Below are 24601 nucleotides of genomic sequence, written 5' to 3'. Positions count from 1 at the left end.
TCACCGCAGCTTCGGGTCGAAGGCGTCGCGGACCGCGTCGCCGAGCATGATGAAGGCCAGCACGGTGGCGGCCAGGAACACCGACGGCCAGATCAGCGGGCCGGCGGCGACCCGGACGTACCCGGTCGCCTCGGAGATCGAGATGCCCCAGCTCACCGCGTCGCCCTTGAGGCCGATGCCGAGGAACGACAACGTGGCCTCGCTGGCGATGTTGATGCCGAGCAGGATGGTCAGCACCACGACGTAGGGCGCGACCGCGTTGGGCAGGATGTGCCGGAAGACCAGCCGGCCCGATCCGGCGCCGAGCATCCGGGCCGCGGCCACGTAATCCTGGCTCTTCGCCTGGATCACTGATGAGCGCATGACCCGGGCCGCGGTGGTCCAGCCGAGCACGCCCAGGGTGACGGTCACCGCCAGCACGCCGTCGTTGCCGGCGCCCGCGCCCAGGCGCTTGGCCAGCACGATCGCGCCGAGCAGGAACGGGACGGCGAGCATGACGTCGACGAAGCGGGACAGCAGCGCGTCGAGCCAGCCGCCGAAGAAGCCGGCCGCGAGGCCCACCGCCATGCCGATCACCCCGGCGATCAGGGTGGCGAAGACGCCCACGACGATCGAGTACCGGGCGCCGTAGATGGTCTTGGCGTAGACGTCGCAGCCCTGGAAGTCGTAGCCGAAGATCGCGCCGCCGCTCGCGCCGGCGTGCTTGCGGCTGAGCGCGCAGTCGTGCGGGTCGGCCGAGGTGAACAGCTGCGGGAACGCCGCCATCAGCAACACGAGCGTGATGATCACGAGCGCCGCCCAGAAGATCTTGCTGCGGCGCAGGTCGTGCCAGGCGTCGGCGGCGAGGCTGCGTGACTTGCCGGCGCCGCGGTCGCCGCCGGCCGCGGGCAGCACCGGCGTCTCCGCGGTCAGGGCGTTCATGTCACTCATAGCGGATCCTGGGGTCGAGGGCGGCGTAGAGCAGGTCGACGATCAGGTTCACGACCAGGAACACGATCACCAGAACGCTGACGAAGCCGACCACCAGCGGGCCGTCCTCGGTGCGGATACCGCGCCAGAGGTTGAAGCCGACCCCGGGGATGTTGAAGACCTTCTCGGTGATGATGGCGCCGGACATCAGCCCGCCGATGTCGACGCCGATCAGCGTGATCACCGGGATGAGCGAGTTGCGCAGCACGTGCACGCCGATCACCCGCTTGCCGGTGAGGCCCTTCGCCCGGGCCGTACGCACGTAGTCGGCGCGCAGGTTCTCCGCCACCGAGGCCCGCGTCACCCGCAGCTCGGTGGCGACGACCAGGCTGCCCAGCACGGCCGCGGGTAACAGCAGCTGCCAGAGCGAGGCGTCCCGGCCGGCCGTGGCCGGGAACCAGCCGAGCTTGATGCCGAACACGAGCTGGGCCAGCGGCGCCAGCACGACGATCGGCATGGCCAGCACCACCAGCGTGAGGAACAGCGTCGTGTTGTCGAAGATGCTGCCCCGCCGGATGCCGGAGACGACGCCGGCGACCACCGCGACGGTGGCCGCGATGAGGATCGCCAGCAGCGAGAGCCGCAGGGTGACCGGCCAGGCGTCGGCCAGCATGTCGGCGATCTTGCGGCCGGTCAGCGAGGTGCCGAAGTCGCCGGTCAGCAGTCCCTTGACGTAGTACCAGTATTGCTGGAGGAAGCTGTCGTCCAGGTGGTAGCGGGCGGTGAGCGCCGCCCGCTGGCTCTCGGTGAGGGGGCGTTCGCCGACGAGAGCCTGCAGCGGATCGTCCGTCGCCGCGAACATCAGCGCGTACACGACGAAGGTGGCGCCGAAGAAGGTGAGGACCATCTGCAGGAGGCGCCGCACGATGAAGCGGAACATGGTGAGGCCTTTTGTGCCAGGGCGTAAGTGCGGTGGCGCCACGGTTTCAGATCGACCGTGACGCCACCACTGACCGAGCGGTCAGAAATGAGGACTATTCGCGACGGTGGAGATCGGGCAGGTCGCCGCCCGCCTCACAGTTCGGCTACTTCGATCTTGTAGATGTCGACCTTCTGGAAAAGGTCCATCGACACGCTGGTGACCTTCTCGGAGTGGCCGAACACGTTCTGGCCGTACCGCAGCGGAAGAACCGGCATGTCCTGCGCGAGGATGTCCTCGGCCGCCTGCCACTTCTTCTCGGCCGCGGCCGTGGTCGTCGCCTCCGAGCCCTCGCGGACCAGGCTGTCGAACGCCGGGTTGCTGTACCCGTAGTAGTTCGAGGAGCCGTCGGTGGTGAACAGCGGGCCGAGGTAGTTCTCCATCAGCGGGTAGTCCATCAGCCAACTCAGCCGGATCAGGCCGACCGGCTGCTTCTTCTCGACCTTCTTGAGCATGTCGGCGAACTTCGGCTCCGGCGTGCCCGTGCAGTTGACGCTCAGCGACGACTTGATCTGGTTGCACATGGCGTCGACCCAGGCCTTGTGGCCGCCGTCCTGGTTGTACGAGATCTTGATGTCGGACGGGCCGCCGGCCTGCGTGTAGAGCTGCTTGGCCTTGGTCGGGTTGTACTCGCAGTTCTCCTTGCAGGTGTTCGGCCGGTAACCGGCGACCACCGGGGAGACGAAGGAGAACGCCGCGGTCTCGGAGCCCAGGAAGATCTGCTCGGCCATCTCCTGGCGGTCGATTGCCATCGAGATCGCCCGGCGGACGTCGCGGTTCTGGAACTCCTTCTCGTAGATCGGGAAGCCCACGAACGCGAAGGCCGAGCTCGGGCTCTTCTGCAGGCGGTCGCCGAGGTCGCCGGAGGCGGCGGCGAGGCTCTCGATCGGAATCCTCGTCTCGACGTCGAGGTTGCCCGCGATCAGGTCGGCGTACTGCGCGCCGAGGTCCTGGTAGATCTTCCAGGTGATGCCGTCGACCTTGGGAACCGTGCCCTTGAAGTCGGCGACCTTCTCGACCTGGATCTGCGAGTCGTGCTGCCACTTGCCCTTCATCTTGAAGGGCCCGTTGCCGATGGGCGCCTCGCCGAAGCCCTCGGCGATCGCGTTGCCGTCGGGCGTGAACGCGGCCTTGGGCAGCGGGTAGAACGCGTCGTAGCCCATCACGGACTCCCAGCCCGCGAAGCCGGCCGACAGCGTCACCTTGAAGGTGGTGTTGTTGACCTTCTGCAGGCCGGTGAGCTTCTTCGCCTTCGGCTCGGCGGCCTTCTCCGGCCCGCTGCCGTCCGGGTCGACCGACTGCATCTGCGCGTAGCCGTCGATGCGGCTGAAGAAGTACGAGGCGAGCTGGCCGTTCGGCCCGTACGCGCCGTAGTTCCAGGCGTTGATGTAGTTGTCGGCCGTCACCGGCTCACCGTTGCTGAAGGTGAAGCCGGGGCGCAGCTTGACCGTCCAGACCTTGTTGGCCTTGTCGTGGGTGATCGACTCGGCCGCCACCAGGTACGGCTCGCTCTTCTCGTCGAAGCGGACGAGCGGGTAGAACAGCGACGACAGCACCTGCGAGCCGTTGTTTTCCGTCGTGTTGGTCGGAATCAGGCTCTCCGGCTCGACGATACCGATACTGATCGAGTTCGACAGGGTCGCGTCGTCGTCCGAGGAGCCGCTGGAGCAGCCGGCCGCCAACAAGGCGATGGCGGCCGCTCCGGCCGCCACCTTCCATGGGCCATTCCCACGCATGTGGAGGATGCCTCCTTCAGGGCGCTCACGGGGGTCGTGTGAGTCGGCAGCAACTGTGACACAGCGAAACGGAAGCCCGGAGGCCCGTTACCAAGCCGATACTAGCCACAGCCACTTTTGACACCCTCGGACGGCGGCCTGAGCTGCGATTATTCCCTTCCGTACACGCCCTGCGACGGAGCGTCAGACCAGGCGGCGATCGGCCGCCCATCGTGACAATTCGTAACGGTTGCTCATCTGGAGCTTGCGCAGGACGTTGGAGACGTGGGTCTCGACCGTCTTGATCGAGATGTACAGCTCCTTGGCGATCTCCTTGTACGCGTACCCGCGCGCGAGCAGCCGCAGCACCTCGCGCTCGCGGTTGGTGAGCTGGTCGAGCTCGGGGTCGGCGACCGGCACGTCGGGCCGGGAGGCGAACGCGTCGAGCACGAAGCCGGCCAGCCGCGGGCTGAACACCGCGTCGCCGTCGGCCACCCGCTTGATCGCGGCGGCCAGCTCGTCGGGCGAGATGGTCTTGGTGACGTAGCCCCGGGCGCCGGCCCGGATCAGGCCGATCACGTCCTCGGCGGCATCGGAGACCGACAGGGCCAGGAAGCGCACGTGCGGGTGGCTGCGGCGCATCGCGTCGAGCACGGCGCGGCCACCGCCGTCCGGCATGTGCACGTCGAGCAGCACCACGTCCGGCTCGCTGGCGGCGATCTTGCTGACCGCCTCGGCCACCGTGCTCGCCTCGCCGATCACGTCGACGTGCGCGCCCAGCTCGGCGCGCACCCCGGCCCGGAACATCGCGTGGTCGTCGACCAGGAAAACCTTGAGACGGCCACCCTCTTGATCGGTCATCGTGCCGACTCCTTCCCAGCCGTCATGCTCTCTCGGGTGACGGGCAGCATGAGGCGGACCTCGGTGCCCTCGCCGGGCGCGCTGCGGATCTCGGCGCGCCCGCCGTGTCGGTTCATCCGCCCGATGATCGACCCTCGGACGCCGTGGCGCGAATCCCCCACGCCGTCGATGTCGAACCCCGCCCCGCGATCGCGGACGAAGACGCTCAGCTCATCGCCCTCGACCTCGGCGTAGAGCGACACGGTCTGCACGCCGGCGTGCCGGGCGGCGTTGACCAGGGCCTCGCGGGCCGCCGCGACCAGCGCGGCCACCCGGTCGTCGCATTCGGTGTCGCCGACCACGACGGTCTCGACGCTGATCGCGTACGTGTCCTCGACCTCGGCGGCGGCCTGCTCGAGGGCGGCCGCGAAGCGCTCGGTCGGCGAGGCGGTGGGTTTGTAGAGCCAGTTGCGCAGGCTGCGCTCCTGGCCGCGGGCCAGCCGCTGCACCTCTTTGATGTCGGCCGAGTTGCGCTGGATCAGCGCCAGCGTGTGCAGCACCTGGTCGTGGATCATCGCGGCGACCTCGGCCCGCTCCTGCTCGCGGATGCGGCCCTCGCGCTCGGCGCGCAGCTGGTTGAACATGCGCCAGAGCAGCGGCGCGGCGACCACGCCGACGCCGAGCAGGCCGACCAGCGCGAAGATCACGCCGTTGATCACCGAGGAGAGGGAGCCGGCCGGGGCGTACACGGCGACGACGCCGATGATGCCGGTGGCGACCAGGACCCCGCCGCCCACGAAGCGGAACAGGAAGAAGCGCCGGTCGCTCTCCGCCACCACGGCGGCCAGCCAGGGCGTCTGCGGCAGGTTGTTGCCCACCCAGTGGCCGCGGCGGGTCGGGTCGGACTGGTGCCAGATGATGCCGGCGCCGACCGCGACCACCGCGATCAGCCAGCCGACCGTGCCGGCCACACTATTTTTGAAGACCAGGGCCTGCAGCAGCACGACGCCCAGGCCGATCGCCGCGAACGGCAGCAGCATGGCGAGATCACGTCGCGGCGGCGGCTCACCGGTGGGAACCTGTTGCGGCAGGACCGCCCAGAAGGCCGCGTAGAGCAGAAGGCCCAGGCCACTGAACCCGAGGAGCACGACGAGAGCGATGCGGACCGCCAGCAGCGGAACACCCAGATGCTCCGCCAGGCCGGCGGCGACCCCGGCGATGATCCGGTGGTCGCGGGGCCGGTACAGCCGGCGGGTGGGTGGGGTGACGGCGGTGGTGATGACTCCTCCTCGGTCCTGTCATCCGATCGTCACACGTCCGGCCGCCTCCGACCACGGGGAATGTCCCCCGGTATCCGGCGGCCCGGATCTCAGGGTGGCCTCAGGGTCGGCGCCGGAAGCATCTCAGGCCGCATCCGGGACAGGATCGATGGCATGACCGACGAAGCCGACACCACTGCTTCCTCCTCGCCCGGCGCACCGCCTTCGTCGGGCCCCACGTTCACCGGCCCTTCATTCACCCGAGAGCATCTGGTACGCCCGCGGCAGGGCCGATACGTCGCCGGCGTCTGCGCGGCGCTGGCCCGGGCCACCAACACCGACCCGGTGCTGTGGCGGGTGCTCGTCGCCGTGCTGGGCGTTCTCAGCGGCGTCGGCGTCCTGCTCTACCTGATCGGGTGGCTGATCATCCCGGCCGAGGGCGACACCGCGTCGCCGATCGAGTCGCTGCTGGGCAAGGGGCGCTCGGGGATGGCGCCGCTGTCGGTGGTGCTGCTCGGCGCGGCCGCGGTGGTCTCGTTCGGGTTCATCGTCCACGACGGCATGCGGGCCAGCCTGCTCGCCGCGGCCGTCATCGTGGGCGCGGTCCTGCTGATCAAGCGCAACAACGGCGACAACGGACCGGCCACCCCTCCGCCCCCGCCAGATGCGACATTTCCCCCGGCTCCGCCTGCGGATGCCCCACCGGCGACGACCGCGTTCGACGCGCCGACGGCCCCGTTCGAGCCGCCGACGACCGCGTTTGCCGCGCCGGCCGCTGCCGCACCGGCCGCGGAGCCGGTGACCGCGCCGCTGCCGCCGCTGGCGCCGCAGCCACCCACGCCCCCGATGCCGCCGTACGCGCCACCGGCCTCCGGGTACCGCCCGCCGTTCGCGCCGCACGGCCCGTGGGCCAGCACCCCGCCGGCTTACCAGCCGCCGCAGCCGCCCCCGCGCGCGCCCAAGCCGCCGAAGCCGCCGCGCGAGCGCTCCAAGCTGGGCCGTCTCACGTTCTTCGCGGTGGTCATGGTGATCGGCCTGATGGCCGTGATCGACATGGCGGGCGCGCGCATCGCGATCTCGGCTTACTTCGCGGCCGCCCTGGTCACGATCGCGCTCGGCCTGATCGTCGGCGCCTGGTTCGGCCGGGCCCGCGGGCTGATCGCGCTGGCCGTCCTGGTCTCGATCGCGCTGGCCGTCTCGACCGGCGTCGAGCGCTGGGGCGGCGAGGTCGGCAACAGCGTCTACCACCCGCGCACCGTCACCGAGATCGCCGACCGGTACGACTTCACCGCCGGCAACGCGACCCTCGACCTGCGCGACGTCACCTTCACCGACCAGCCGACCGTGACCACCCTGACCATGAAGTTCGGCCAGCTGCGGGTCCTGCTCCCGCCGACCGTCGACGCCACCGCCACGCTGTCGCTCGACACCGGCCGGGCAGTGATCTTCGGCAAGGAGTACACCGACAAGAGCGTCAGCAACGAGTCGGCGACCGACCTGGGCACCGACGGCGAAGGCGGCGGCTCGCTCAAGCTCGACCTGCAGATGGACACCGGCAACGTGGAGGTCATCCGATGAAGCCGCACCGCACCGACGGGGTCTCCCTGAGCTTCGGGCTCATCTTCCTGCTGGTCGCGCTCTGGTGGGCACTCTCCCGGGTGGTCAACATCCACCTACCGGCCATCGGCTGGCTGGTGGCCGGCGGTCTGATCGTGTTCGGCGTGCTCGGGCTGCTCGGGGCGATCCGCTCCGGCCGCACCCCGGCCCCGCAGCCGGCGCCGGTCGCGCAGCCGGCCGTCACCGAGCCCGAGGTCCCCGGCGACCTGCCGCCCGAAGTGCACGCCTCGATCGTGCGGGAGCTCCTCGAGGAGCCCGCCGAGCGCTTCCGCAAGGAGCACCCCGAAGCCGGCAAGGAGCAGCCCCGCGAGGCCGGCGGGGAGAAGCACGTCGAAGCCGGCCAGGAGGCCGTTGAGGAGCAGCATCCGGAGGCCGGCAAGGACCGGGCTCACCAGGACTGACGGTAACGATCATGAGGCCGGGCAATATGCTCGGCCTCATGACGCCGTTCCCCACCGTGTCCCAGGCACCCATCGTCGGCATCGGCAGCACCGCCGCCCGCGCCCTGACCGCCGAGTTCGCCCGGCACAACGCGGCCACCTCGGCCCTGGTCGTCGGCGCCGATCACGCGTCGCTCGTGGTGGCGTCCGCGGTCGAGGCGCTGCTGCCGGGCGACCAGCTCACCCTGGTCGCCGGCGAGCGCAGCACCGCCGAGCTGCTCCGCGATCACATCGCCGGGCTGGGCAGCTGGATCGCCGACCGGGTCAAGGTGGTGGACACCCTCGACGAGGCCACGCCCGCCGACGTGGTGATCGTCGGCGAGCCGGTAACCGGCACCGCCCACGAGGTGCGGGCGCTGCTCGACGCCCTCGGGAAATACCTGAACGAGGGGGCCGTGGTCACGCTGGCGACACCCGCGGTCCCGGGGCGCACCGGCGGAGCCGCGGCCGAGCTGTTCCGGCAGGGCGCGCTGTTCGGGGTGGGGTCCGACCTGGTGGTGCGCAACTCGCCGCCGCTGCGGGTGCACAAGCTGCGGTTCACCGCCGCCGACCCCCGGGTCGCGGCGACGCTGGCCCCGGCGTACCGGCCGTCGAGCGTGCCGGTCACCCGGACGATGCACATCGACTCCAACGGGGTGGCGGCCGCCGGCATCGCGCTCGGGCTGGCGGCGCTGGCGCGCTCCGCGCGCCCCAAGTCAAAGCTGTGGCTGATCCCGGCGCTGGCGGCGGCCCCGGTGGCGGCGTTCTTCCGCGACCCGGAGCGCGAGGCGCCCACCGACCCGGCGGCGATCGTCGCGTCCGCCGATGGCCGGGTGCTGTCGGTCGAGCGGATGACCGACCCCCGGTTCGGCGAGGGCGAGTTCCTGCGGATCGCGGTGTTCCTGTCGGTGCTGGACGTGCACGTCAACCGCGTGCCGGTGGCGGGCCGGGTGGCCGACTACTTCGTCGAGGACGGCGGGTACGCGAACGCGATGACCGCCGCCGCCGAGCACAACGTGGCGGCGTACACGGTGCTCGACACCGAGCACGGCACGGTGGTCGTCGCGCAGCGGACCGGCCTGATCGCCCGGCGGATCGTGCAGCGGGTGCCGATCGGCACGCTGGTGGCCCGCGGCGAGCGGATGGGCCTGATCCGGTTCGGCTCCCGCACCGACGTCTACCTGCCCGCGGACCGGGCGGAGCCGCTGGTCGCGGTCAACGAGAAGGTGGTCGGCGGCGCCTCGGTCATCGCTCGCTGGCATTGACCACGCGCGGCGGCGCCTCGGTCATCGCTCGCCGGCGCTGACCATGCGCTGGGTGCCGATCACCGAGAGCAGCCGCATCGCCTCCGCCGACGAGGAGCCGGGGACCGGCGTGTAGATGATCAGGCGCTGGTCGCGGTCGGCGATGTCCAGGACGTCGCAGTTGACGGTCACCGGGCCGACGACCGGATGGGCGAACGTCTTGCGCAGGGTCGGCTCGGCCTCGACGTCGTGGGAGGCCCACAGCGTGCGGAACCGCTCGCTCCCGGCGTGCAGGTCGCGGATCAGCTCGGCGATCCCGGGATCGCGGGGGTAGCGGGCCGAGACGGCGCGCAGGCGCTGGGTGGCGTTGCGCGCGAACGCGTCGGCGTCCGAGACGCCGTACAGGTGCGGGCCGAGAAACACGCGCCGGACCAGGTTGCGATCACGCCGGGGCACCGCGGAGAAGTCCTCCATGAGGGCCGCCGCCAGGTCGTTCCACGCGATCACCTCGAAGCTCGCGGAGATCACCGTGGCCGCCGCGTCGGGCAGGCGTTTGATCAGCTCGAGGATGCTCGGCCGCACCTCGCGGGACGGACCCGGGGACGGCGCGGGCGGGGCGCCGGCCAGCTGATGCAGGTGGGCGCGCTCGGCGTCGGAGAGGCGCAACGCCCGGGCCAGCCCGGTCAGGATCTCGGCCGACGGGCGCGGCGCGCGCGCCTGCTCGAGCCGGGTGTAGTACTCGGTCGACATGTGGGCCAGCTGGGCGATCTCCTCCCGGCGCAGGCCGGGCGTGCGGCGCCGCCGGCCGGCGGGCAGACCCACGTCGGCGGGGGTGATGCGCTCGCGGCGGCTGCGGAGGAAAAGCGCCAGCTCCTGTCGATCCACCCGTCCAGTGTCCTCCGCGCCGGCCCGGCCACCCAGGTATCGACGATGCCTGGATGCGCCCGCCGGGTCCGCCGGAGGCTGGCCGCATGACACTTCTGCTCGAGAACAAGGTCGCGTTCGTCAGCGGGGCGGGCCGAGGCATCGGCGCCGCCGCGGCTCGGCTCTTCGCCCGGGAGGGGGCGAAGGTGCTGCTGGCGGCGCGGACGGAGGACCAGCTCAAGGCGGTCACCGAGGAGATCCGGTCGGCTGGGGGCACCGCCGAGTACGTGGTGTGCGACCTGGCCGATCCGCCGAGCGTGCGGGCCGCCGTCGACCGGGCCGTCGCGGTGTACGGGCGGCTCGACGTGGCCTTCAACAACGGCGCGACGATCACCCCGCCCCGGCCCGTCGACGAGGTCACGGCGGACGAGTTCGACCGGCTCTACGAGGTGAACCTGCGCGGGGTGTGGGTGGCGATGGTCGCGCAGCGGGCGGCCGGGGTGCGGTCGATCGTCAACAACTCGAGCGTGGGCAGCCTGACGGGCAACCCGCGGCTGCCCGCGTACGGCGCCATGAAACGGGCGGTGAACAGCCTGACCGAGTCGGCGGCGATCAACTTCGGGCCGGACGGGGTCCGGGTCAACGCGATCGCCCCGGGAAACACCCGGACCGAGATGATCGCCGCCTGGGAACAGTGGTCGCCGGGGCTGGTGGAGCGGATGGTGGCGCAGACGCCGCTCGGCCGGCAGGCATCGCCCGAGGAGATCGCGGAGGCGGCGGCGTGGCTGCTCAGCGAGCGGGCTTCGTTCGTCACCGGGGTGGTGCTGCGGGTCGACGGCGGGGCCCGGGCCTGAACCAGCGGGATGAGCAATGCCGGGAACGGCAGGAAGGGCCGCCCGATGCCGGACGGCCCTTCCTTTCGAGTGCTGGGCGCGCTAGGCGCGCCGGGCGCGGGCCCACATGACCGGGCCGCTCAGCAGGTACGCCATCACCACGACGGCGAACGTGAGCCGCGGGTCGACCAGGGCGCCCACCACCGGGACCAGCCAGATCCACGGCGGGAGCTTGAGCAGGCGGGCCACCTTGGCGTACGGGAAGCTGGAGACCATGGCGAAGGCCAGGACCGCGACGCCGCCCAGCAGGACGGTGCCGGGCACGGGCAGGCCGATCAGCACCGTCACGGCCAGCACCGCCGCGGCCATCGTGGTAGGAACCCCGCAGAAGAACTTTCCGTCCTTCGGCGAGACGTTGAAGCGGGCCAGGCGGATGGCGGCGCAACCGGCCACCAGGACGCAGGCCACCGCCGCCGCGGCGGTGGGCACGGTGTGCGCCAGCGAGGCGTAGACGACGACCGGGGCGGCCAGGCCGAAGGAGCACATGTCGGCCAGCGAGTCCATCTGGGCGCCGAACGGGCTCGCGACGCCCAGCTTGCGCGCCAGGGCGCCGTCGATGCCGTCGAACGCGACGCAGGCGACCAGGCAGGCCGCGGCCGGCCGGACGTCGCCCTGCATGGCCAGGAAGATGGCCAGCAGGCCCAGGCTCAGGCTGGCCAGGGTGCACGCGTTGACCAGCGCGAACCGCAGCCGGCGGGACGCGGTCTGGGCGCCGGGAAGCAGCGGGACGGTCGTGGCGACCGGCTCGCCGGGCTCCACGAGAACCGGGTCGGGCGCAGCGGGGAGCGCGAGAAGCGCGGGGGCCGCGACGGGGTCGGGGCCGGTGTAGATGACCTCGGCCCGGGTGGCGGTGGCGGCGCGGCCCGCGTCGGCGGACCGGCGGGCCACCCGCACCAGCAGTGCCTGGCGGGCAAGGGTGCCGCCGCGGCGCAAACGGCCTGCCCAACGGCGACCGGCGGGACGGGGACTATCCGTCGTTCGACGCCGGCGCCAAGGGGTTCTCGGCACGTGTCTCCTCCATGGGATCGGTATGCCCACCGGCAACTCTTGCGGTGGGTCGTGGCCCCCTAACCCGCCGCACGCTCCGTCACCGGAAATGCGGGGGTTACACCATTGCACAGCCGAGCGATCTTGGCGAGAGATCGACCGGCACCCCGAACTACGAGCGCGCGGGCGGGATCGGGTGCATTTTCCCTCTCCCTGTGACGATTTTAACTCGCGCGTTCCGCATCGATCCGGTCCACAGCCTCGCGGGCCAGCTCGGTGAGCGTCAGGGCGTCGACCTCGGATCTGGTGAACCAGGACGCCTCGGCGGTGGAGCCGCCGGCCGCCTCGGTCACTACGGGTTCTGTCGGCAGGTCCACCCGAACCCTGAACAGGACCCGGATGACGTGCCAGTCGATGGGGACCCCCTCCGGCCCAACGGCGGTGGGGTCGTATCGGTGCGAAATGCCCAGCAGGCCGGTCACCCGGCCGTGTTGCGACGTCTCTTCGAACAACTCGCGGGCCAGCGCCTGTTCCGGAGTCTCGCCGTGATCGGTGCCACCGCCGGGCAGATGCCAGAGGCCGGCGCCGGGGTAGCCGGCGGAGATCCGGGTGAGCAGGATCCGGCCGTCCGGGCCGGTGGCGGCCGCGTACGCCCCGAAGCGCTGCACCCGCCGCGGCCGGAAGATCTCCTCGGGGTTGTCCGCGATGTCCGGGAAGTCGGCCGGAAGGCCGAGCTGAGCGGCGGTGAACGGCATCAGCGGCAGGCCGGCCGGGGTGACCCAGTCGACCAGGTCGGTCGTGCCGTCCGCCTCGGCGCGCAGGGTGCCGCCGACGATCGTCACGTCGTAGATGATCCGGTCGGTGTGCTCGAGGTTGCCGCTCGGCAGGCGGAAGACATCGGCCGTCACGGCGCGCAGCGCGCCCGGGCGCACCCGGAGGCCGGTCTCCTCGGCGAACTCGCGCACGACCGCCTCGTCGGGGTGCTCGCCCTGCTCGACGCCGCCGCCGGGCAGCGTCCACATGCCAGGGAACTCGCTGGCCGCGGAGTTCCGGGCGAGCAGCACCCGGCCGGCCTCGTCGCGACAGACGCCGTAGGCCCCGACCCGTCTGATCTTCACCCGGCTAGGCTAGCCGGGCCTTTTTCAGCGCCTCGGCGGTCACCTCGGTGAACTGGTCGTCGTCCATCGCGGTGACCTCCGTGAGCGGCATCCAGCGCGCCTCGGAGGTCGAGCCGCCGACGTCGTGGATGGTCACCTCGGTCGGCGCGTCGACGATCACCCGATAGAAGGCGCGGACGCCGTGCCAGTCGATCGGGTAGCCCTCGGGGCCCAGCGAGGCCGCGTCGCGATGGCTGGCCACGCCCAGCAACTCGATCAGCCGGCCCTGCTGGCCGGTCTCCTCGACCAGCTCGCGGATCAGCGCGGTGCCGGGCTGCTCGCCGTAGTCGGTGCCACCGCCGGGCAGGTGCCAGCGGCCCGCCCCGGGATAGCCGGGAGCGATCCGGGTCAGCAACAGGCGGGTCTGCTGGGCGTCGGTGGCGATCGCGTACGCCGCGAAGCGCTGCGCCCGGTGCAGGCCGTCGGGGCCGGGATAGGCGTAGAACGACGGGAACTCCGGCGCCGGCTCGGGCCGCAGGTCGGCGCTGGCCGCGCCCAGGCCCAGCGCGTCGGCGGTGAACTGCCGGAGCTTGAGCCGGGCCAGCTCGTCGCGGGTGTGCCAGCGGGCCAGGTCGGTGGGGTGGCCGACCCGGTCGATCAGCGTGCCGCCGCGGATCGACACCGCGTAGATCAGGCGGTCGGTGTGGATCGTGACGCCGCGGTGCGGCAGCGACCGCATGTCGGCGAGCACGTCGCGCAGCCCGGTGACGGCGACGGACAGGCCGGTCTCGGCCGCGGTCTCGCGGACGACGGTGTGGTTGGGATCTTCGCCATGGTCGACTGCGCCGCCGGGGAGCGACCAGACGCCGGGGGTGCCGGAGCGGCTCGAGGCTCGGACGAGCAGCACACGACCGCCGTCGTCGGTGGCGACGGCGTACGCGGCGATTCGCCGGAGTGGTTCCAGTGCGGGGGTCACGGGCGGCAATTCTGCCCGGAATCTGTTACCTACAGAAAACGTCTGTCAGATTCCTGACAGAGGGATGGCGGTGCGTAACCGCAGGTTACGGCGTTGACGCCTACTTTTGGCTGTTGGTCCACTACGAGGAGTGGCCGGGATTTCAGGGTCGTTCTCGGGGCTGTCACCGAGGTCGCCGGGCCGGTCGAGCGTCCAGCATGGTGGCATGACTGACGCACCCTACCGCCAGCTCCTCCGCCCCCAGGACGACCGCATCGTGGCCGGCGTCTGCAGCGGCATCGGCCGCTACTTCGGCGTCGACCCGGTGCTGATCCGGGTCGCGTTCGCCATCTTCGCCGTGGTGACCTGGGGCGTGGCCCTGATCGCCTACCCGGTCTGCTGGTTCCTCATCCCCGAGGCGCCGGCGCCGGCCGCGCCCGGCTGGCGGCCGCCGACCACCCCGTGAGCGCCCCGCCTACTCCCACTCGATGGTGCCCGGCGGCTTGCTCGTGACGTCGAGGACGACCCGGTTGACCTCGCGGACCTCGTTGGTGATCCGGGTCGAGATGCGGGCGATCAGCTCGTACGGCAGGCGGGACCAGTCGGCGGTCATCGCGTCCTCGCTGGAGACCGGGCGCAGCACCACCGGGTGACCGTAGGTGCGGCCGTCGCCCTGCACGCCCACGCTGCGGACGTCGGCCAGCAGCGCCACCGGGAACTGCCACACCTCGCGGTCGAGGCCGGACGCCGCCAGCTCCTCGCGGGCGATCAGGTCGGCCGCGCGCAGGACGTCGAGCCGGTCGCGGTCGACCGCGCCGATGATGCGGATCGCCAGGCCCGGGCCGGGGAACGGATGGCGGTCGACCATCTCGTCGGGCAGGCCCAGCTCGCGGCCGAGGGCGCGCACCTCGTCCTTGAACAGCGTGCGCAGCGGCTCGACCAGCGCGAACCGGAGGTCGTCGGGCAGGCCACCGACGTTGTGGTGCGACTTGATGTTGGCCGTGCCGGTGCCGCCGCCCGACTCGACCACGTCGGGGTAGAGCGTGCCCTGCACCAGGAACTCGATGTGCCGCTCGGCGTCGAGCTCACGGGCCGCCGCCTCGAACGTACGGATGAACTCCCGGCCGATGATCTTGCGCTTCTGCTCGGGGTCGGTCACGCCGGCCAGGTGGCCGAGGAACACGTCGGCCGCGTCCACGACCTTGAGCCGGATGCCGGTGGCGGCGACGTAGTCCTTTTCCACCTGCTCGGCCTCGCCCGCGCGCAGCAGGCCGTGGTCGACGAAGACGCAGGTCAGCTGGTCGCCGACGGCCTTGTGCACGAGGGCCGCCGCGACCGCCGAGTCGACGCCGCCGGAGAGGCCGCAGATGACCTGCTTGTCGCCGACCTGGGCGCGGATGGCGGCCACCTGGTCGTCGATGATGTTGCTCGGGGTCCAGGTGGGCTCGAGGCCGGCGATGTCGTACAGGAAGCGCTTGAGCATCTCCTGCCCCTGCTCGGTGTGCGCCACCTCGGGGTGGAACTGCACGCCGGCGCGCCGGGCGGTGAGGTCTTCGAACGCCGCGACCGGGGCGCCCGGCGAGGAGGCGACGACCGTGAAGCCCTCGGGGGCCACCGCGACGCTGTCGCCGTGACTCATCCAGACCGGGAGGCCGGCCGGCAGGTCGCGCAGCAGGGTGCCGCCCTGGGCGGTGAGGTGGGTACGCCCGTACTCGCGGGCGCCGGTGTGCGCCACCGTGCCGCCCAGCGCCTGGGCCATCGCCTGGAAGCCGTAGCAGATGCCGAAGACCGGCACCTCGTTGTCGAACAGGGCGGCGTCGAGGGTGGGCGCGCCGGTCTCGTACACGCTGGACGGACCGCCGGACAGGATGATGGCGGCGGGGTCCTTGGCGAGCATCTCGGCGACCGGCATCGAGTGCGGCACGATCTCGGAATAGACGCGCGCCTCGCGGACGCGGCGGGCGATCAACTGGGCGTACTGGGCGCCGAAGTCGACGACGAGCACGGGACGCGGGGTACTCACCCCGGAAATGCTACCGACGGACGGTGACCGCCCGGACGTTGCCCGCCCGGTCGTAGGCGCGGACCACCACGGTCCTGGCCTTCTTCGGAATGCCGAACCAGCGCAGGTAACCCGCGTACCGGGAGACGACCTTGCCGTTGACGACCAGCTCGAGGCGGGCGATGCCGGAGGCGTCGGTGGCGCGGGCCGTCACCGACGTGGCGCGGGGATAGACCTTGATCGCCGGTGGCGTGTTGTCGGTGCGGACGTAGCGGCGGACCAGCGCCACGTTGCCGGCGCGGTCGTAGGCGCGCAGGTCGAGGGGGACGTTGGCGGTGGTGGGAGCGGAGTTCCAGCGGAACGAGTACGGGGCCGACGTGTCGGTGGCGATGAGCTTGCCGCCCGCGTACAGCTGAACTCGCTGAACGCCGTGCTGGTCCGCGGCCGCCGCGGTGACCGTGACCACTCCCCTGGCTCGCGTGGGTGTGGCGCCGAAGGCGACGATCGGCTTGGTCTTGTCGCCGGCGTAGGGCAGCGCCGCCAGCGAGCGCAGGGCGTCGACGCGACCGCCGGTCAGCGCCTTGCGGATCGCCGCGGCCGAGGGCCGGGGATCGGTCGAGGCGAGCAGCCCCGCGACACCGGCGACGAACGGGGTGGCCGAGGAGGTGCCGCAGTACTGCCCGATCTTGCCGTTGGGCTGCTGGGCGGCGTTGCAGCCGGGAGCGGTGACGTTCACCCAGCTGGCGCCGTAGTTGGACCAGGAGTAGCGGCGGTCGTGCTCGTCCACCCCGCCGACCGCGAGCACCGACGGGATCGCCGCCGGGTAGTGCGGCTGCGCGGAGCCCTGGTTGCCGGCCGCCGCCACCACGAGCGAGCCCTTCGCGTCGGCATACGTGACCGCGTCGCGCAGCAGCTTGCTGTCGTCGGCGCCGCCCAGGGAGAGGCTGATGACGGTGGCGCCCTGGTCGGCGGCGTAGCGGATGCCCTTGGCGATCGTGTCGTAGCCGCCGTTGCCCTTCGCGTCGAGGACCTTGACCGGGAGGATCCGGCAGTACCAGCAGACGCCGGCCACACCGGTCTTGTTGTAGCCGGAGGCGGCGGCCACCCCGGCCGCCATCGTGCCGTGGCCGTTGTCGTCGGCCGGGTTGTCGTCGTCGTTGACGAAGTCGTGGCCGGTCAGCATGCGCGGGGCCAGGTCGGGCAGGCGGGTGACGCCGGTGTCGACGATCGCGATGGTGACCCGGGCGTTGCCGCGGACGGCCGACCAGGCCTCGTTGACGTGGGTGCGGACGATGCCCCACTGGCCGGCGTAACCGGGGTCGTCGGGGCGGATCGCGTCGGCGTGCGCGACCGGGGTCCCGCCGAGAGCGAGCAGAAGACCCAGAAGTACGCGCATCGACCCGCCCCCGTGACATGAAAGGAGCCGGCCACGGTGGCCGGCTCCTCCACGTTCGGTTCGCGGTCAGATCTTTTCGGTTCCGCGCGGTAGCAACCGGGTTGCCGCTCATGACGCCATTGAGCGATGGGGATGGGTCCTCTACTGTTCCGCTGTGCAAAACCGGAAGCTGTTGTGGTGGATCGTCGGGGCCGTCGTGGTCGTCCTCCTGGGCGGTGGCGGGATTGCCCTGGCCGTCGCCACCAAGCCGGCGCGGACCGAGCCCCAGGCGGCTCCGCCGTCGTCCGAGCCACCGCCCGCGGCTTCGCCGACTCCCACGCCGTCGCCCGCGGAGAGCCCCGGGGCCGACATCACCGGGCCGCTCGACCTCGTGCTGCTGGGCGTCGACACCCGGGTGAGCGTGCCGGGCTGGGAGCCGCATTCCGACACGATCATGCTGCTGCACGTCGAGCCGGGACTGAAGAAGGCGTACCTCTACTCGCTGCCGCGCGACCTGCGGGTCAAGATGCCGGCGTTCGCCAAGGCCGGGTTCGGCGGCGGGACGTACAAGCTGACCGAGGCCATGGGCCGGGGATCGCGGGTGCCGGGATCCAAGAAGCACAGCGTGCAGCAGGGCTACGAGCTGCTCACCCGGACGCTCACCAACTACACCGGGATCAAGCAGTTCCAGGCCGGAGCGATCCTCAACTTCGGCGGGCTCGACAAGCTCGTCGACGAGCTGGGCGGCATCGACATGGTCGTGGACCAGAAGGTGAAGTCGCACCACCGCAAGCCGGACGGGTCGCTGCGGCCGCTCAAGCCGGGTGGCGGCGACTACCTCGGGGCGCAGGCCGTCTACCGGCCCGGCAAGCGGCACTTCGTGGGCTGGCAGGCGATCGACTACGCCCGGCAGCGGTACGGCCTGCCCGACGGCGACTACGACCGCACCCGCCACCAGCGGCAGCTCGTGCGAGCCATCCTCGACAAGGCGCTCAGCCAGGGCCTGGCCGAGGACCCCGGCAAACTGCAGTCGGTGATCACGGCCCTCGGTGAGACGCTGGTCTACGTCGGCGGGCGGACGCCGCTGGAGTACGCGTACGCGCTGCGCGACCTGAGCCCGGGCGCGATCACGCTGGTGCAGCTTCCGGGCAGCGGGGTCGGCAGCGGCGGCGCCTACCGCGGCGAGCAGCTCACCGCCGAGAGCAAGGGCTTCCTCCAGGCGGTCGCGAAGCGGCAGATCGCGCCCTACCTGGCCAAGCACCCCAAGCTGATCAATAAGTAGGCGCCTTCTGGCCGTACAGCCAGGCCTGGAAGAACGCGCCGAGGTCCTGGCCGGAGATCTTCTCGGCCAGCGAGATCAGGTCGCCGGTGTTCACGTTGCCGTCGCGGTGCGCGCTGGTCCAGGTGGTGAGCAGCTTGTCGAAGGCTTGGTCGCCGATCTTCCGGCGCAGCGCGTACACGGTCATCCCGCCGCGGTCGTAGACGGCGCCGCCGAACAGGTGCGCGACGCCGGGGTTGCCCGGCGTCTGGGACCAGTCGAAGCCGGCGTACGTCCGCTCGAAGCTCTGCTTGACCGACTCGGTGCCCTCGTGCTCCTGCCACAGCCACTCGGCGTAGGTGGCGAAGCCCTCGTTGAGCCAGATGTCCTGCCAGCGCTCGAGCGCGACGCTGTCGCCGAACCACTGGTGGGCCAGCTCGTGCGCGACGACCGTCGGGTTGGGCCCGCCGTCGAAGAAGCCCTGGCCGTACGTGGGCCGCGACTGGGTTTCCAGCGCGTAGCGGATCCGGGTGTCGTCGATGACGATCCCGCCGTACGAGTCGAACGGGTACGGCCCGAACTTGGTGGCCAGGAAGTCGGCGATCTCGCCGGTGCGGGCCATCGACGTCGCGGCCGGCCCGTCCGCGGGCAGCGACGCGGGCACCGCGGTCACCATCGGCTTGCCGTCGTGGGTGGTCGTGGTGACGCGGTACTTGCCGATGACCACAGTGGAGAGATAGCTGGCCAGCGGCGAGCTCTCGGTCCAGCGCCAGGTCGTCCAGCCGGCGGCGCTGGTGCGCGGGCCGGGCACGCCGATGCTGAGCGCGGTCAGCCCGTCCGGGACGGTGATCGCCAGGCTGAAGGTGGCCTTGTCGGAGGGGTGGTCGTTGACCGGGAACCAGGTGCTCGCCGACTCGGGCTGGCCCAGGGCCAGCGCACCCTTGGCCCCGGCGCTCAGCCAGCCGCCGTCGCCGAGGGTCTTGTTCGACAGCTGGCCCGGAGTGCCGCCGTAGTCCACGACGACGGTGAAGGCCTTGCCCCGGCGCAGCCCCGACTTCGGAGCGATGACCAACTCGTTGCCGTCGGCTCTCGAGGTTGCCACCGCCCCGTCCACGGCGACCTTGGTGGCGGCGAGATGCACGAGGTCCAAATTGAATTGGGACAAGTCCTGGGTCGCCGTGGCGGTGATCCGCGCGGTGCCGGTGAGCTTGCTGGCGGCCGGGTCGTACCGGACATTTAAGTCATACCCGGAGACGTCGTAGCCGCCGTTGCCGTAGGTGGGGAAGTACGGATCACCGGCTCCGGCGGCGCCCGGCCGGTAAGCGGGCGCGGCGGCGGGTGCCGGATGGCCCGCCGAGCACGCGCCCAGCAAAAGCACAGCAACCAGACATCCCGCACGCCTCATGCGACCGAGAGTAGCCACCGTCTACCGGTCGAGGACCAACGCCACCTTCTGGAACTCCTTGACGTCGCGGTACCCGCACTTGGCCATCGCCCGTTTGAGCCCACCGAACAGGTTCAGCTGGCCGTCGGGCCGGTCGGCCGGGCCGTACAGCAGCTCCTCCAGCGTGCCGTCCGGCTCGCCGGCGATGCAGAAGCCGCCGCGCGGCAGCGACGGGTGGCTCGCCGAGGAGTGCCACCAGGCGCCCCCGGCCGGCGCGCCCTGGGCCAGCGACAGCGGCTCGCCGAGCATCACCGCGTCGGCGCCGCAGCCGATCGCCTTCGCGATGTCACCCGATGTGCTGATTCCACCGTCGGCGATCAGGTGAACGTAACGGCCGCCGGTCTCGTCCAGGTAGTCGCGGCGGGCGGCCGCGGCGTCGGCGATCGCGGTGGCCATCGGCACCCGGATGCCCAGGACCGTGTCGGTGGTCGACCACTCGTCGGCGCCCACGCCCACGATCACGCCGGCCGCGCCGGTGCGCATCAGGTGCAGCGCCGTCTTGTAGTCGGTGCAGCCGCCGACGATGACCGGCAGGTCGAGGTCGGCGATGAACTCCTTGAGGTTGAGCGGCTCGTCGGTCGTCGAGACGTGCTCGGCGCTGACCAGCGTGCCCTGGATGACCAGCAGATCGACGCCGGCGTCCAGCACCACCGGGGCGAGCGCGAGGGTGTGCTGCGGCGACACCCGCACCGCGACGGTGACGCCGCCCTCGCGGATCGCCCGGACCCGCTCGGCGATCAGCTCCGGCTTGATCGGCTCGGCGTACACCTCCTGGAGGCGCTTGGTGGCGTCGGCGTCCTCGCCGAGCGACGCCAGCTCCTCCAGGATCTTGGTGGGGTCTTCATATCGCGTCCACAGGCCCTCGGCGTTGAGCACGCCCAGGCCGCCGAGGCGGCCCAGGGCGATCGCCGATTCCGGGCTCATGGTGGCGTCGGACGGGTGCGCGACACAGGGGATCTTGAAGGGGTACGCGTCGACGCGCCACTCGGTGGACACGTCGTCCACGTCGCGGGTGCGCCGGCTCGGGACGATGGCGATGTCGTCCAGGTGGTAACCGCGCTGCGCGGTCTTGCCGAGACCGATCTCCACGACGTCACGCATCTCTGCAGTCCTCTAATCAGCGGGAGTGATAGTTCGGAGCTTCGACGGTCATCTGGATGTCGTGCGGGTGGCTCTCCTTGAGACCGGCGGCGGTAATCCTGATGAGCTGCCCCCGCTCCTGCAAGTCGGGGATGGTCTCGGCGCCCGAGTAGCCCATCGCCAGCCGCAGGCCGCCGACGAGCTGCGCGACCACCCGGGACAGCGGGCCGCGGTAGGGCACCTGGCCCTCGACGCCCTCCGGCACGAGCTTTTCCTCGGGCACGTCCTGCTGGAAGTAGCGGTCCTTCGAGTACGACTTGGCCTGGCCCCGGGTCTGCATCGCGCCGAGCGAGCCCATCCCCCGGTACGACTTGTACTGCTTGCCGTTCACGAAGATCAGGTCGCCGGGGCTCTCCTCGGAGCCGGCCAGCAGCCCGCCGAGCATCACGGTCTCGGCGCCGGCCACGATCGCCTTGGCGATGTCGCCGGAATACTGGATGCCGCCGTCGGCGATCACCGGGACGCCGGCCGGGCGGCAGGCGCGGGCCGCCTCCATCACCGCGGTGATCTGCGGTACGCCGACGCCGGCCACGATGCGGGTGGTGCAGATGGCGCCCGGCCCCACGCCGACCTTCACCGCGTCGGCGCCGGCCGCGACCATCGCCTGGGCGCCGGCGAAGGTGGCCACGTTGCCGCCGATGATGTCGGTGGCGGTGTCCCGCTTGAGCCGGGCGATCATGTCGAGCACCTGGCGCTGGTGACCGTGTGAGGTGTCCACGATGATCGCGTCGACGCCGGCCTCGATCAGGCCGCGGGCCCGCTTGTACGACTCGTCGCCGACGCCGATCGCGGCCGCGACCCGCAGCCGGCCCTGGTCGTCCTTGGTGGCCAGCGGATACTGCTCGGACTTGGTGAAGTCCTTCACCGTGATCAGGCCGCGCAACCGGCCGCCCTCGTCGACCAGCGGGAGCTTTTCCACCTTGTGCCGCTGCAGCAGCGCCTGCGCGTCGTCCTTGCTGACCCCGACCGGCGCGGTGAACAGCGGCGACCTGGTCATCACCTCGCGCACCTTGACGCCGTGGTCGGTGACGAAGCGCATGTCGCGGTTGGTCACGATGCCGACCAGGATGCCGTCGCCGTCCACGACCGGCACACCGGAGATGCGGTACCTCGCGCACAGCGCGTCGACCTCGCGCAGCGTGTCGTCGGGGCTGCAGGTGACCGGGTTGGTGATCATGCCGGACTCGGAGCGCTTCACGAGATCGACCTGGGCCGCCTGGTCCTCGGCCGAGAGATTGCGGTGCAGCACGCCGATGCCGCCCTCGCGGGCCATGGCGATCGCCATGCGCGCCTCGGTCACCGTGTCCATCGCGGCGGACAGCACCGGGATGGTCAGCCCGATGGTGCGGGTGAGGCGGGTGTTGGTGTTGACCCGGCTCGGCACGATGTCCGATTCGACCGGTTGGAGCAGCACGTCATCGAAGGTCAGACCGAGTGGAACCGTACGGGCCGAGTCGCTTTCCACGGAGCATCCCTAACTGCCGGAAGACGGATGGTTCATCGTACCCATCCACCCCGTACGCCCCCGCGCGACGGACAGGACGTGCGGGCCAGCACACTTCCGTCCGAGGTGAGTACGGTATGAGGGTGCAGGATGAGCCCATCGACCCGTTCAACGGCGACCCCACCGACCCGGCGGCGGAGCTCGAGGACCTCGGCGACGACGCCGAGACCGAGCCGCTGACCGAGGCGGAGCGGCAGGATGTCCTCGAGGACCTCTCCGACCTGGAGATCTACCAGGCGCTGCTGAGTCCCACGGGGATCCGAGGGCTGGTCATCGAGTGCGAGGACTGCCACGAGCCACACTACTTCGACTGGGATCTGCTCCGGGGCAACCTGCGGCATCTGCTGTCCAGCGGGCGGCCGCGGGTGCACGAGCCGGCGTACGACCCGGACCCCGATCACTACGTGACGTGGGAGTACGCGAGGGGTTACGCCGACGGCGTACACGACACGTTGACGGAGGGGACCGACGACTGAGCTGGCTGGCTCCGCTTCGCTCCGCGGGCGATCGCCCCTTCGGGGCTGATGAGCGGGCAGGCGATTTCCGGCGCCGCAAACCCCGCGGCGACGAAAAACCGACTGCCCGCTCATCAGCGGGGCGATCGCGGGTACCGAGTTAAGCCACTAATCCGGCGCGGAAGCCGGCGGCGACCGCGTGCGCGCGGTCGCGCGCCCCGAGCTTGCGGAACAAGCGGCGGGCGTGGGTCTTGACGGTGTCCTCCGAGACGAAGAGCTCGCGCCCGATCTCGGCGTTGCTCTTGCCGTCGGCCATCCCCCGCAGCACCTGCAGCTCACGCTCGGTGAGCGTGAGCCGCCGGCCCGAGGGCGCCGGGTCGGCAACGCCGACCTGGGTCTCGTTGCCCGGCCAGGCCACCATCGGCCGGCCGGTGGCCGGGTCGATCGGCGCGTCGCCGCGCTGGGCGGGCACCATCGGCGAGTTCGGGAGCATGGCCGGCACGGCCGCCGCGTTCGGCGACCCCATCGGCATGCCGTTCTGATAGGCGGCGGCCCGCGCCGCTGGTGAGTTGTTGTTCCGCGCGCCGCCGGCGACCCCCGCCGGCTGCGCGTTCGTTCCGTTGATCGGCATGCCCTGCGGCCGCACCGGCAGCAGGAGCAGCAGCAACGCCTTGGCGACGACGCTGACCAGGTCGTGCTCGACGCCACGGATGACGCCGCGGGCGCCGGCCGAGACGGCCGCCGCGGCGACCCGCGGATCTTCGGCGCCGAAGAGCACCACCTGCGCCTGCGGGGAGCGGGCGAGGACGCGCCGGGTGAACCCGACGCTGTCGGGACGGGTCACGGCGGTGTCGGCGAGGACCACTTCGGCCGGCCGTTCAGCCAGTCGGATCATGGCCTCGGTCTCGCTGACCGCCGTCCGGACGACGCCGGTCATGCCGAGCCGGGCCGCGGTGGACGCGACGGTCTGGGCCGCCAGCGGGGTACGGACGCACACGAGGACGGTACGCACAGTGATCCTCCTTCTCTCTCAGAGGAGATCACGCGAGGGCCGCAGCATTACGCGCTTTAGATGGAAAAAATGGGAAAGATCGGTATCAGTTGCTCTACCGATGTCATGCGGCTCGCGAACACATCGAAGATCGGTGTGTGAGCCGGGGATCACCGGGGTAACACCCGGCCAGGCCTGAGCAAGGCCCCTCATGATCGAGGAGGGTGTTTGATGTCGAACGTTCGCAGGCTGCCCGGGCCCATCGCCGACCTCTGGGACTGGCAGCGCCTCGGCCTCTGCCGGGGCCGGGACAGCGCGCAGTTCTTCCACCCCGACGGCGAGCGCGGGTCGTCCCGCAACCGCCGCGAGGCGAAGGCCAAGGCCATGTGTGGCGCCTGCCCGGTGCGGGCGGAGTGCGCCGCTCACGCCCTTGCGGTGCGCGAGCCCTATGGAGTCTGGGGAGGCTTCAGCGAAGCGGAGCGGCTGCGGCTGCTCGCCGTCGGCTGGGAAGACCTCGCGGACCGTCATCACGGACGAGTCGACCTTGCTCGTCTCGAGGCCCGCCTCGGCCGGCCCCACAAGTCGGCCGTGCCGGCGCAGCGGCAGGCCCCGGCGGCCTGAGACCGCCCGGCGCGGGAGACTACCCCGACTACC

At 71.3% G+C, this 24601-nt stretch carries 23 protein-coding genes; 8 read left to right on the top strand and 15 right to left on the bottom strand.

Going from position 1 to position 24601, the window contains the following annotated elements; genetic code table 11:
* From ACFQS1_RS06975 to ACFQS1_RS06955, 5 genes are all read right to left on the bottom strand, one after another.
* The gene (locus tag ACFQS1_RS06975) at nucleotides 1–921 is read right to left on the bottom strand and encodes an ABC transporter permease (protein WP_378965428.1); all 921 of its coding nucleotides are present in this window, start codon (nucleotides 919–921) and stop codon (nucleotides 1–3) included.
* A 1-nt stretch (nucleotide 922) separates the two neighbouring features.
* Entirely contained in the window at nucleotides 923–1849 is a 927-nt protein-coding gene (locus ACFQS1_RS06970) for an ABC transporter permease (RefSeq protein WP_378965292.1), read from the bottom strand.
* A gap of 134 nt (nucleotides 1850–1983) precedes the next feature.
* Entirely contained in the window at nucleotides 1984–3624 is a 1641-nt protein-coding gene (locus ACFQS1_RS06965) for a peptide ABC transporter substrate-binding protein (protein WP_378965291.1), read from the bottom strand.
* Between the two features lie 183 nt (nucleotides 3625–3807).
* Nucleotides 3808–4464: a response regulator gene (locus ACFQS1_RS06960; RefSeq protein ID WP_378965290.1), complete on the bottom strand. Its 657-nt coding sequence runs from the start codon at nucleotides 4462–4464 to the stop codon at nucleotides 3808–3810.
* A complete protein-coding gene (locus tag ACFQS1_RS06955) occupies nucleotides 4461–5723 on the bottom strand; it encodes a PspC domain-containing protein (protein WP_378965426.1) in 1263 nt (420 codons plus the stop codon). The genes ACFQS1_RS06960 and ACFQS1_RS06955 overlap by 4 nt, the downstream gene beginning before the upstream one ends.
* A 153-nt stretch (nucleotides 5724–5876) precedes the next feature.
* Between ACFQS1_RS06955 and ACFQS1_RS06950 the strand changes: the two genes are divergently transcribed.
* Genes ACFQS1_RS06950 through ACFQS1_RS06940 form a run of 3 tightly spaced genes read left to right on the top strand, consistent with a single transcriptional unit; the run spans nucleotide 5877 to nucleotide 9003 of the window.
* Nucleotides 5877–7280, top strand: a complete 1404-nt coding sequence (locus tag ACFQS1_RS06950; protein WP_378965289.1) for a PspC domain-containing protein — start codon at nucleotides 5877–5879, stop codon at nucleotides 7278–7280.
* Nucleotides 7277–7720: a phage holin family protein gene (locus ACFQS1_RS06945; protein ID WP_378965288.1), complete on the top strand. Its 444-nt coding sequence runs from the start codon at nucleotides 7277–7279 to the stop codon at nucleotides 7718–7720. Before ACFQS1_RS06950 ends, ACFQS1_RS06945 begins: the two co-directional genes overlap by 4 nt.
* Before the next feature lie 38 nt (nucleotides 7721–7758).
* Entirely contained in the window at nucleotides 7759–9003 is a 1245-nt protein-coding gene (locus tag ACFQS1_RS06940; RefSeq protein WP_378965287.1) for a phosphatidylserine decarboxylase, read from the top strand.
* 21 nt (nucleotides 9004–9024) lie between these two features.
* Here the strand turns inward: ACFQS1_RS06940 and ACFQS1_RS06935 are convergent, their stop codons facing one another.
* Entirely contained in the window at nucleotides 9025–9867 is an 843-nt protein-coding gene (locus ACFQS1_RS06935; protein ID WP_378965286.1) for a helix-turn-helix transcriptional regulator, read from the bottom strand.
* Between the two features lie 86 nt (nucleotides 9868–9953).
* On the opposite strand from ACFQS1_RS06935, the gene ACFQS1_RS06930 reads away from it, so the two are divergent.
* Complete coding sequence (locus ACFQS1_RS06930; protein ID WP_378965284.1) at nucleotides 9954–10700, top strand: SDR family NAD(P)-dependent oxidoreductase; 747 nt, start codon at nucleotides 9954–9956, stop codon at nucleotides 10698–10700.
* Between the two features lie 81 nt (nucleotides 10701–10781).
* Here ACFQS1_RS06930 and ACFQS1_RS06925 read toward each other — a convergent pair whose 3' ends face one another.
* From ACFQS1_RS06925 to ACFQS1_RS06915, 3 genes are all read right to left on the bottom strand, one after another.
* Nucleotides 10782–11672 (bottom strand): CDP-alcohol phosphatidyltransferase family protein, encoded by an 891-nt coding sequence (locus ACFQS1_RS06925; protein WP_378965283.1) that lies wholly within the window; start codon nucleotides 11670–11672, stop codon nucleotides 10782–10784.
* A gap of 278 nt (nucleotides 11673–11950) precedes the next feature.
* Complete coding sequence (locus ACFQS1_RS06920) at nucleotides 11951–12844, bottom strand: NUDIX hydrolase (RefSeq protein ID WP_378965282.1); 894 nt, start codon at nucleotides 12842–12844, stop codon at nucleotides 11951–11953.
* Nucleotides 12845–12848: 4 nt separating this feature from the next.
* Nucleotides 12849–13799, bottom strand: a complete 951-nt coding sequence (locus tag ACFQS1_RS06915) for an NUDIX hydrolase (protein ID WP_378965281.1) — start codon at nucleotides 13797–13799, stop codon at nucleotides 12849–12851.
* Between the two features lie 205 nt (nucleotides 13800–14004).
* Between ACFQS1_RS06915 and ACFQS1_RS06910 the strand changes: the two genes are divergently transcribed.
* Nucleotides 14005–14244: a PspC domain-containing protein gene (locus ACFQS1_RS06910; protein WP_378965280.1), complete on the top strand. Its 240-nt coding sequence runs from the start codon at nucleotides 14005–14007 to the stop codon at nucleotides 14242–14244.
* Nucleotides 14245–14253: 9 nt separating this feature from the next.
* Here ACFQS1_RS06910 and guaA read toward each other — a convergent pair whose 3' ends face one another.
* Both guaA and ACFQS1_RS06900 read right to left on the bottom strand, forming a co-directional pair.
* Complete coding sequence (gene guaA / locus ACFQS1_RS06905; RefSeq protein ID WP_378965279.1) at nucleotides 14254–15801, bottom strand: glutamine-hydrolyzing GMP synthase; 1548 nt, start codon at nucleotides 15799–15801, stop codon at nucleotides 14254–14256.
* A 10-nt stretch (nucleotides 15802–15811) separates the two neighbouring features.
* A complete protein-coding gene (locus ACFQS1_RS06900; protein ID WP_378965277.1) occupies nucleotides 15812–17176 on the bottom strand; it encodes a S8 family serine peptidase in 1365 nt (454 codons plus the stop codon).
* A gap of 154 nt (nucleotides 17177–17330) precedes the next feature.
* Between ACFQS1_RS06900 and ACFQS1_RS06895 the strand changes: the two genes are divergently transcribed.
* The gene (locus ACFQS1_RS06895) at nucleotides 17331–18437 is read left to right on the top strand and encodes an LCP family protein (protein WP_378965276.1); all 1107 of its coding nucleotides are present in this window, start codon (nucleotides 17331–17333) and stop codon (nucleotides 18435–18437) included.
* Here the strand turns inward: ACFQS1_RS06895 and ACFQS1_RS06890 are convergent.
* From ACFQS1_RS06890 to guaB, 3 genes are read right to left on the bottom strand one after another with little or no spacing between them, the layout of a single operon-like run.
* Complete coding sequence (locus ACFQS1_RS06890) at nucleotides 18427–19818, bottom strand: M1 family metallopeptidase (RefSeq protein WP_378965274.1); 1392 nt, start codon at nucleotides 19816–19818, stop codon at nucleotides 18427–18429. The genes ACFQS1_RS06895 and ACFQS1_RS06890 overlap by 11 nt on opposite strands.
* Before the next feature lie 21 nt (nucleotides 19819–19839).
* Nucleotides 19840–20958: a GuaB3 family IMP dehydrogenase-related protein gene (locus tag ACFQS1_RS06885; protein WP_378965273.1), complete on the bottom strand. Its 1119-nt coding sequence runs from the start codon at nucleotides 20956–20958 to the stop codon at nucleotides 19840–19842.
* Between the two features lie 16 nt (nucleotides 20959–20974).
* Entirely contained in the window at nucleotides 20975–22462 is a 1488-nt protein-coding gene (gene guaB, locus ACFQS1_RS06880; RefSeq protein WP_378965272.1) for an IMP dehydrogenase, read from the bottom strand.
* A gap of 122 nt (nucleotides 22463–22584) precedes the next feature.
* On the opposite strand from guaB, the gene ACFQS1_RS06875 reads away from it, so the two are divergent.
* On the top strand, nucleotides 22585–22977 hold the full coding sequence (locus ACFQS1_RS06875; RefSeq protein ID WP_378965271.1) for a DUF5319 domain-containing protein: 393 nt from the start codon (nucleotides 22585–22587) through the stop codon (nucleotides 22975–22977).
* 139 nt (nucleotides 22978–23116) lie between these two features.
* Here the strand turns inward: ACFQS1_RS06875 and ACFQS1_RS06870 are convergent, their stop codons facing one another.
* Complete coding sequence (locus ACFQS1_RS06870; RefSeq protein WP_378965270.1) at nucleotides 23117–23968, bottom strand: response regulator transcription factor; 852 nt, start codon at nucleotides 23966–23968, stop codon at nucleotides 23117–23119.
* 210 nt (nucleotides 23969–24178) lie between these two features.
* Between ACFQS1_RS06870 and ACFQS1_RS06865 the strand changes: the two genes are divergently transcribed.
* A complete protein-coding gene (locus ACFQS1_RS06865; protein ID WP_097322711.1) occupies nucleotides 24179–24568 on the top strand; it encodes a WhiB family transcriptional regulator in 390 nt (129 codons plus the stop codon).
* The last annotated feature ends 33 nt before the right edge of the window (nucleotides 24569–24601 follow it).

It is taken from the genome of Paractinoplanes rhizophilus, assembly GCF_042664765.1.
Taxonomy (GTDB): domain Bacteria; phylum Actinomycetota; class Actinomycetes; order Mycobacteriales; family Micromonosporaceae; genus Actinoplanes; species Actinoplanes rhizophilus.
The sequence above is the reverse complement of the archived record's forward strand: the minus strand, read 5'-3'. Positions and strand labels throughout refer to the sequence as shown.

Bases quoted from the DNA above. Each gene is read 5' to 3' on its own strand.
- ACFQS1_RS06910 (WP_378965280.1), top strand. From the start codon at position 14,005: ATGACTGACGCACCCTACCGCCAGCTCCTCCGCCCCCAGGACGACCGC.
- ACFQS1_RS06970 (WP_378965292.1), bottom strand. From the start codon at position 1,849: ATGTTCCGCTTCATCGTGCGGCGCCTCCTGCAGATGGTCCTCACCTTC.
- ACFQS1_RS06960 (WP_378965290.1), bottom strand. From the start codon at position 4,464: ATGACCGATCAAGAGGGTGGCCGTCTCAAGGTTTTCCTGGTCGACGAC.
- ACFQS1_RS06930 (WP_378965284.1), top strand. From the start codon at position 9,954: ATGACACTTCTGCTCGAGAACAAGGTCGCGTTCGTCAGCGGGGCGGGC.
- ACFQS1_RS06890 (WP_378965274.1), bottom strand. From the start codon at position 19,818: ATGAGGCGTGCGGGATGTCTGGTTGCTGTGCTTTTGCTGGGCGCGTGC.
- ACFQS1_RS06900 (WP_378965277.1), bottom strand. From the start codon at position 17,176: ATGCGCGTACTTCTGGGTCTTCTGCTCGCTCTCGGCGGGACCCCGGTC.
- ACFQS1_RS06865 (WP_097322711.1), top strand. From the start codon at position 24,179: ATGTCGAACGTTCGCAGGCTGCCCGGGCCCATCGCCGACCTCTGGGAC.
- ACFQS1_RS06885 (WP_378965273.1), bottom strand. From the start codon at position 20,958: ATGCGTGACGTCGTGGAGATCGGTCTCGGCAAGACCGCGCAGCGCGGT.
- ACFQS1_RS06945 (WP_378965288.1), top strand. From the start codon at position 7,277: ATGAAGCCGCACCGCACCGACGGGGTCTCCCTGAGCTTCGGGCTCATC.
- ACFQS1_RS06940 (WP_378965287.1), top strand. From the start codon at position 7,759: ATGACGCCGTTCCCCACCGTGTCCCAGGCACCCATCGTCGGCATCGGC.
- ACFQS1_RS06965 (WP_378965291.1), bottom strand. From the start codon at position 3,624: ATGCGTGGGAATGGCCCATGGAAGGTGGCGGCCGGAGCGGCCGCCATC.
- ACFQS1_RS06950 (WP_378965289.1), top strand. From the start codon at position 5,877: ATGACCGACGAAGCCGACACCACTGCTTCCTCCTCGCCCGGCGCACCG.
- ACFQS1_RS06975 (WP_378965428.1), bottom strand. From the start codon at position 921: ATGAACGCCCTGACCGCGGAGACGCCGGTGCTGCCCGCGGCCGGCGGC.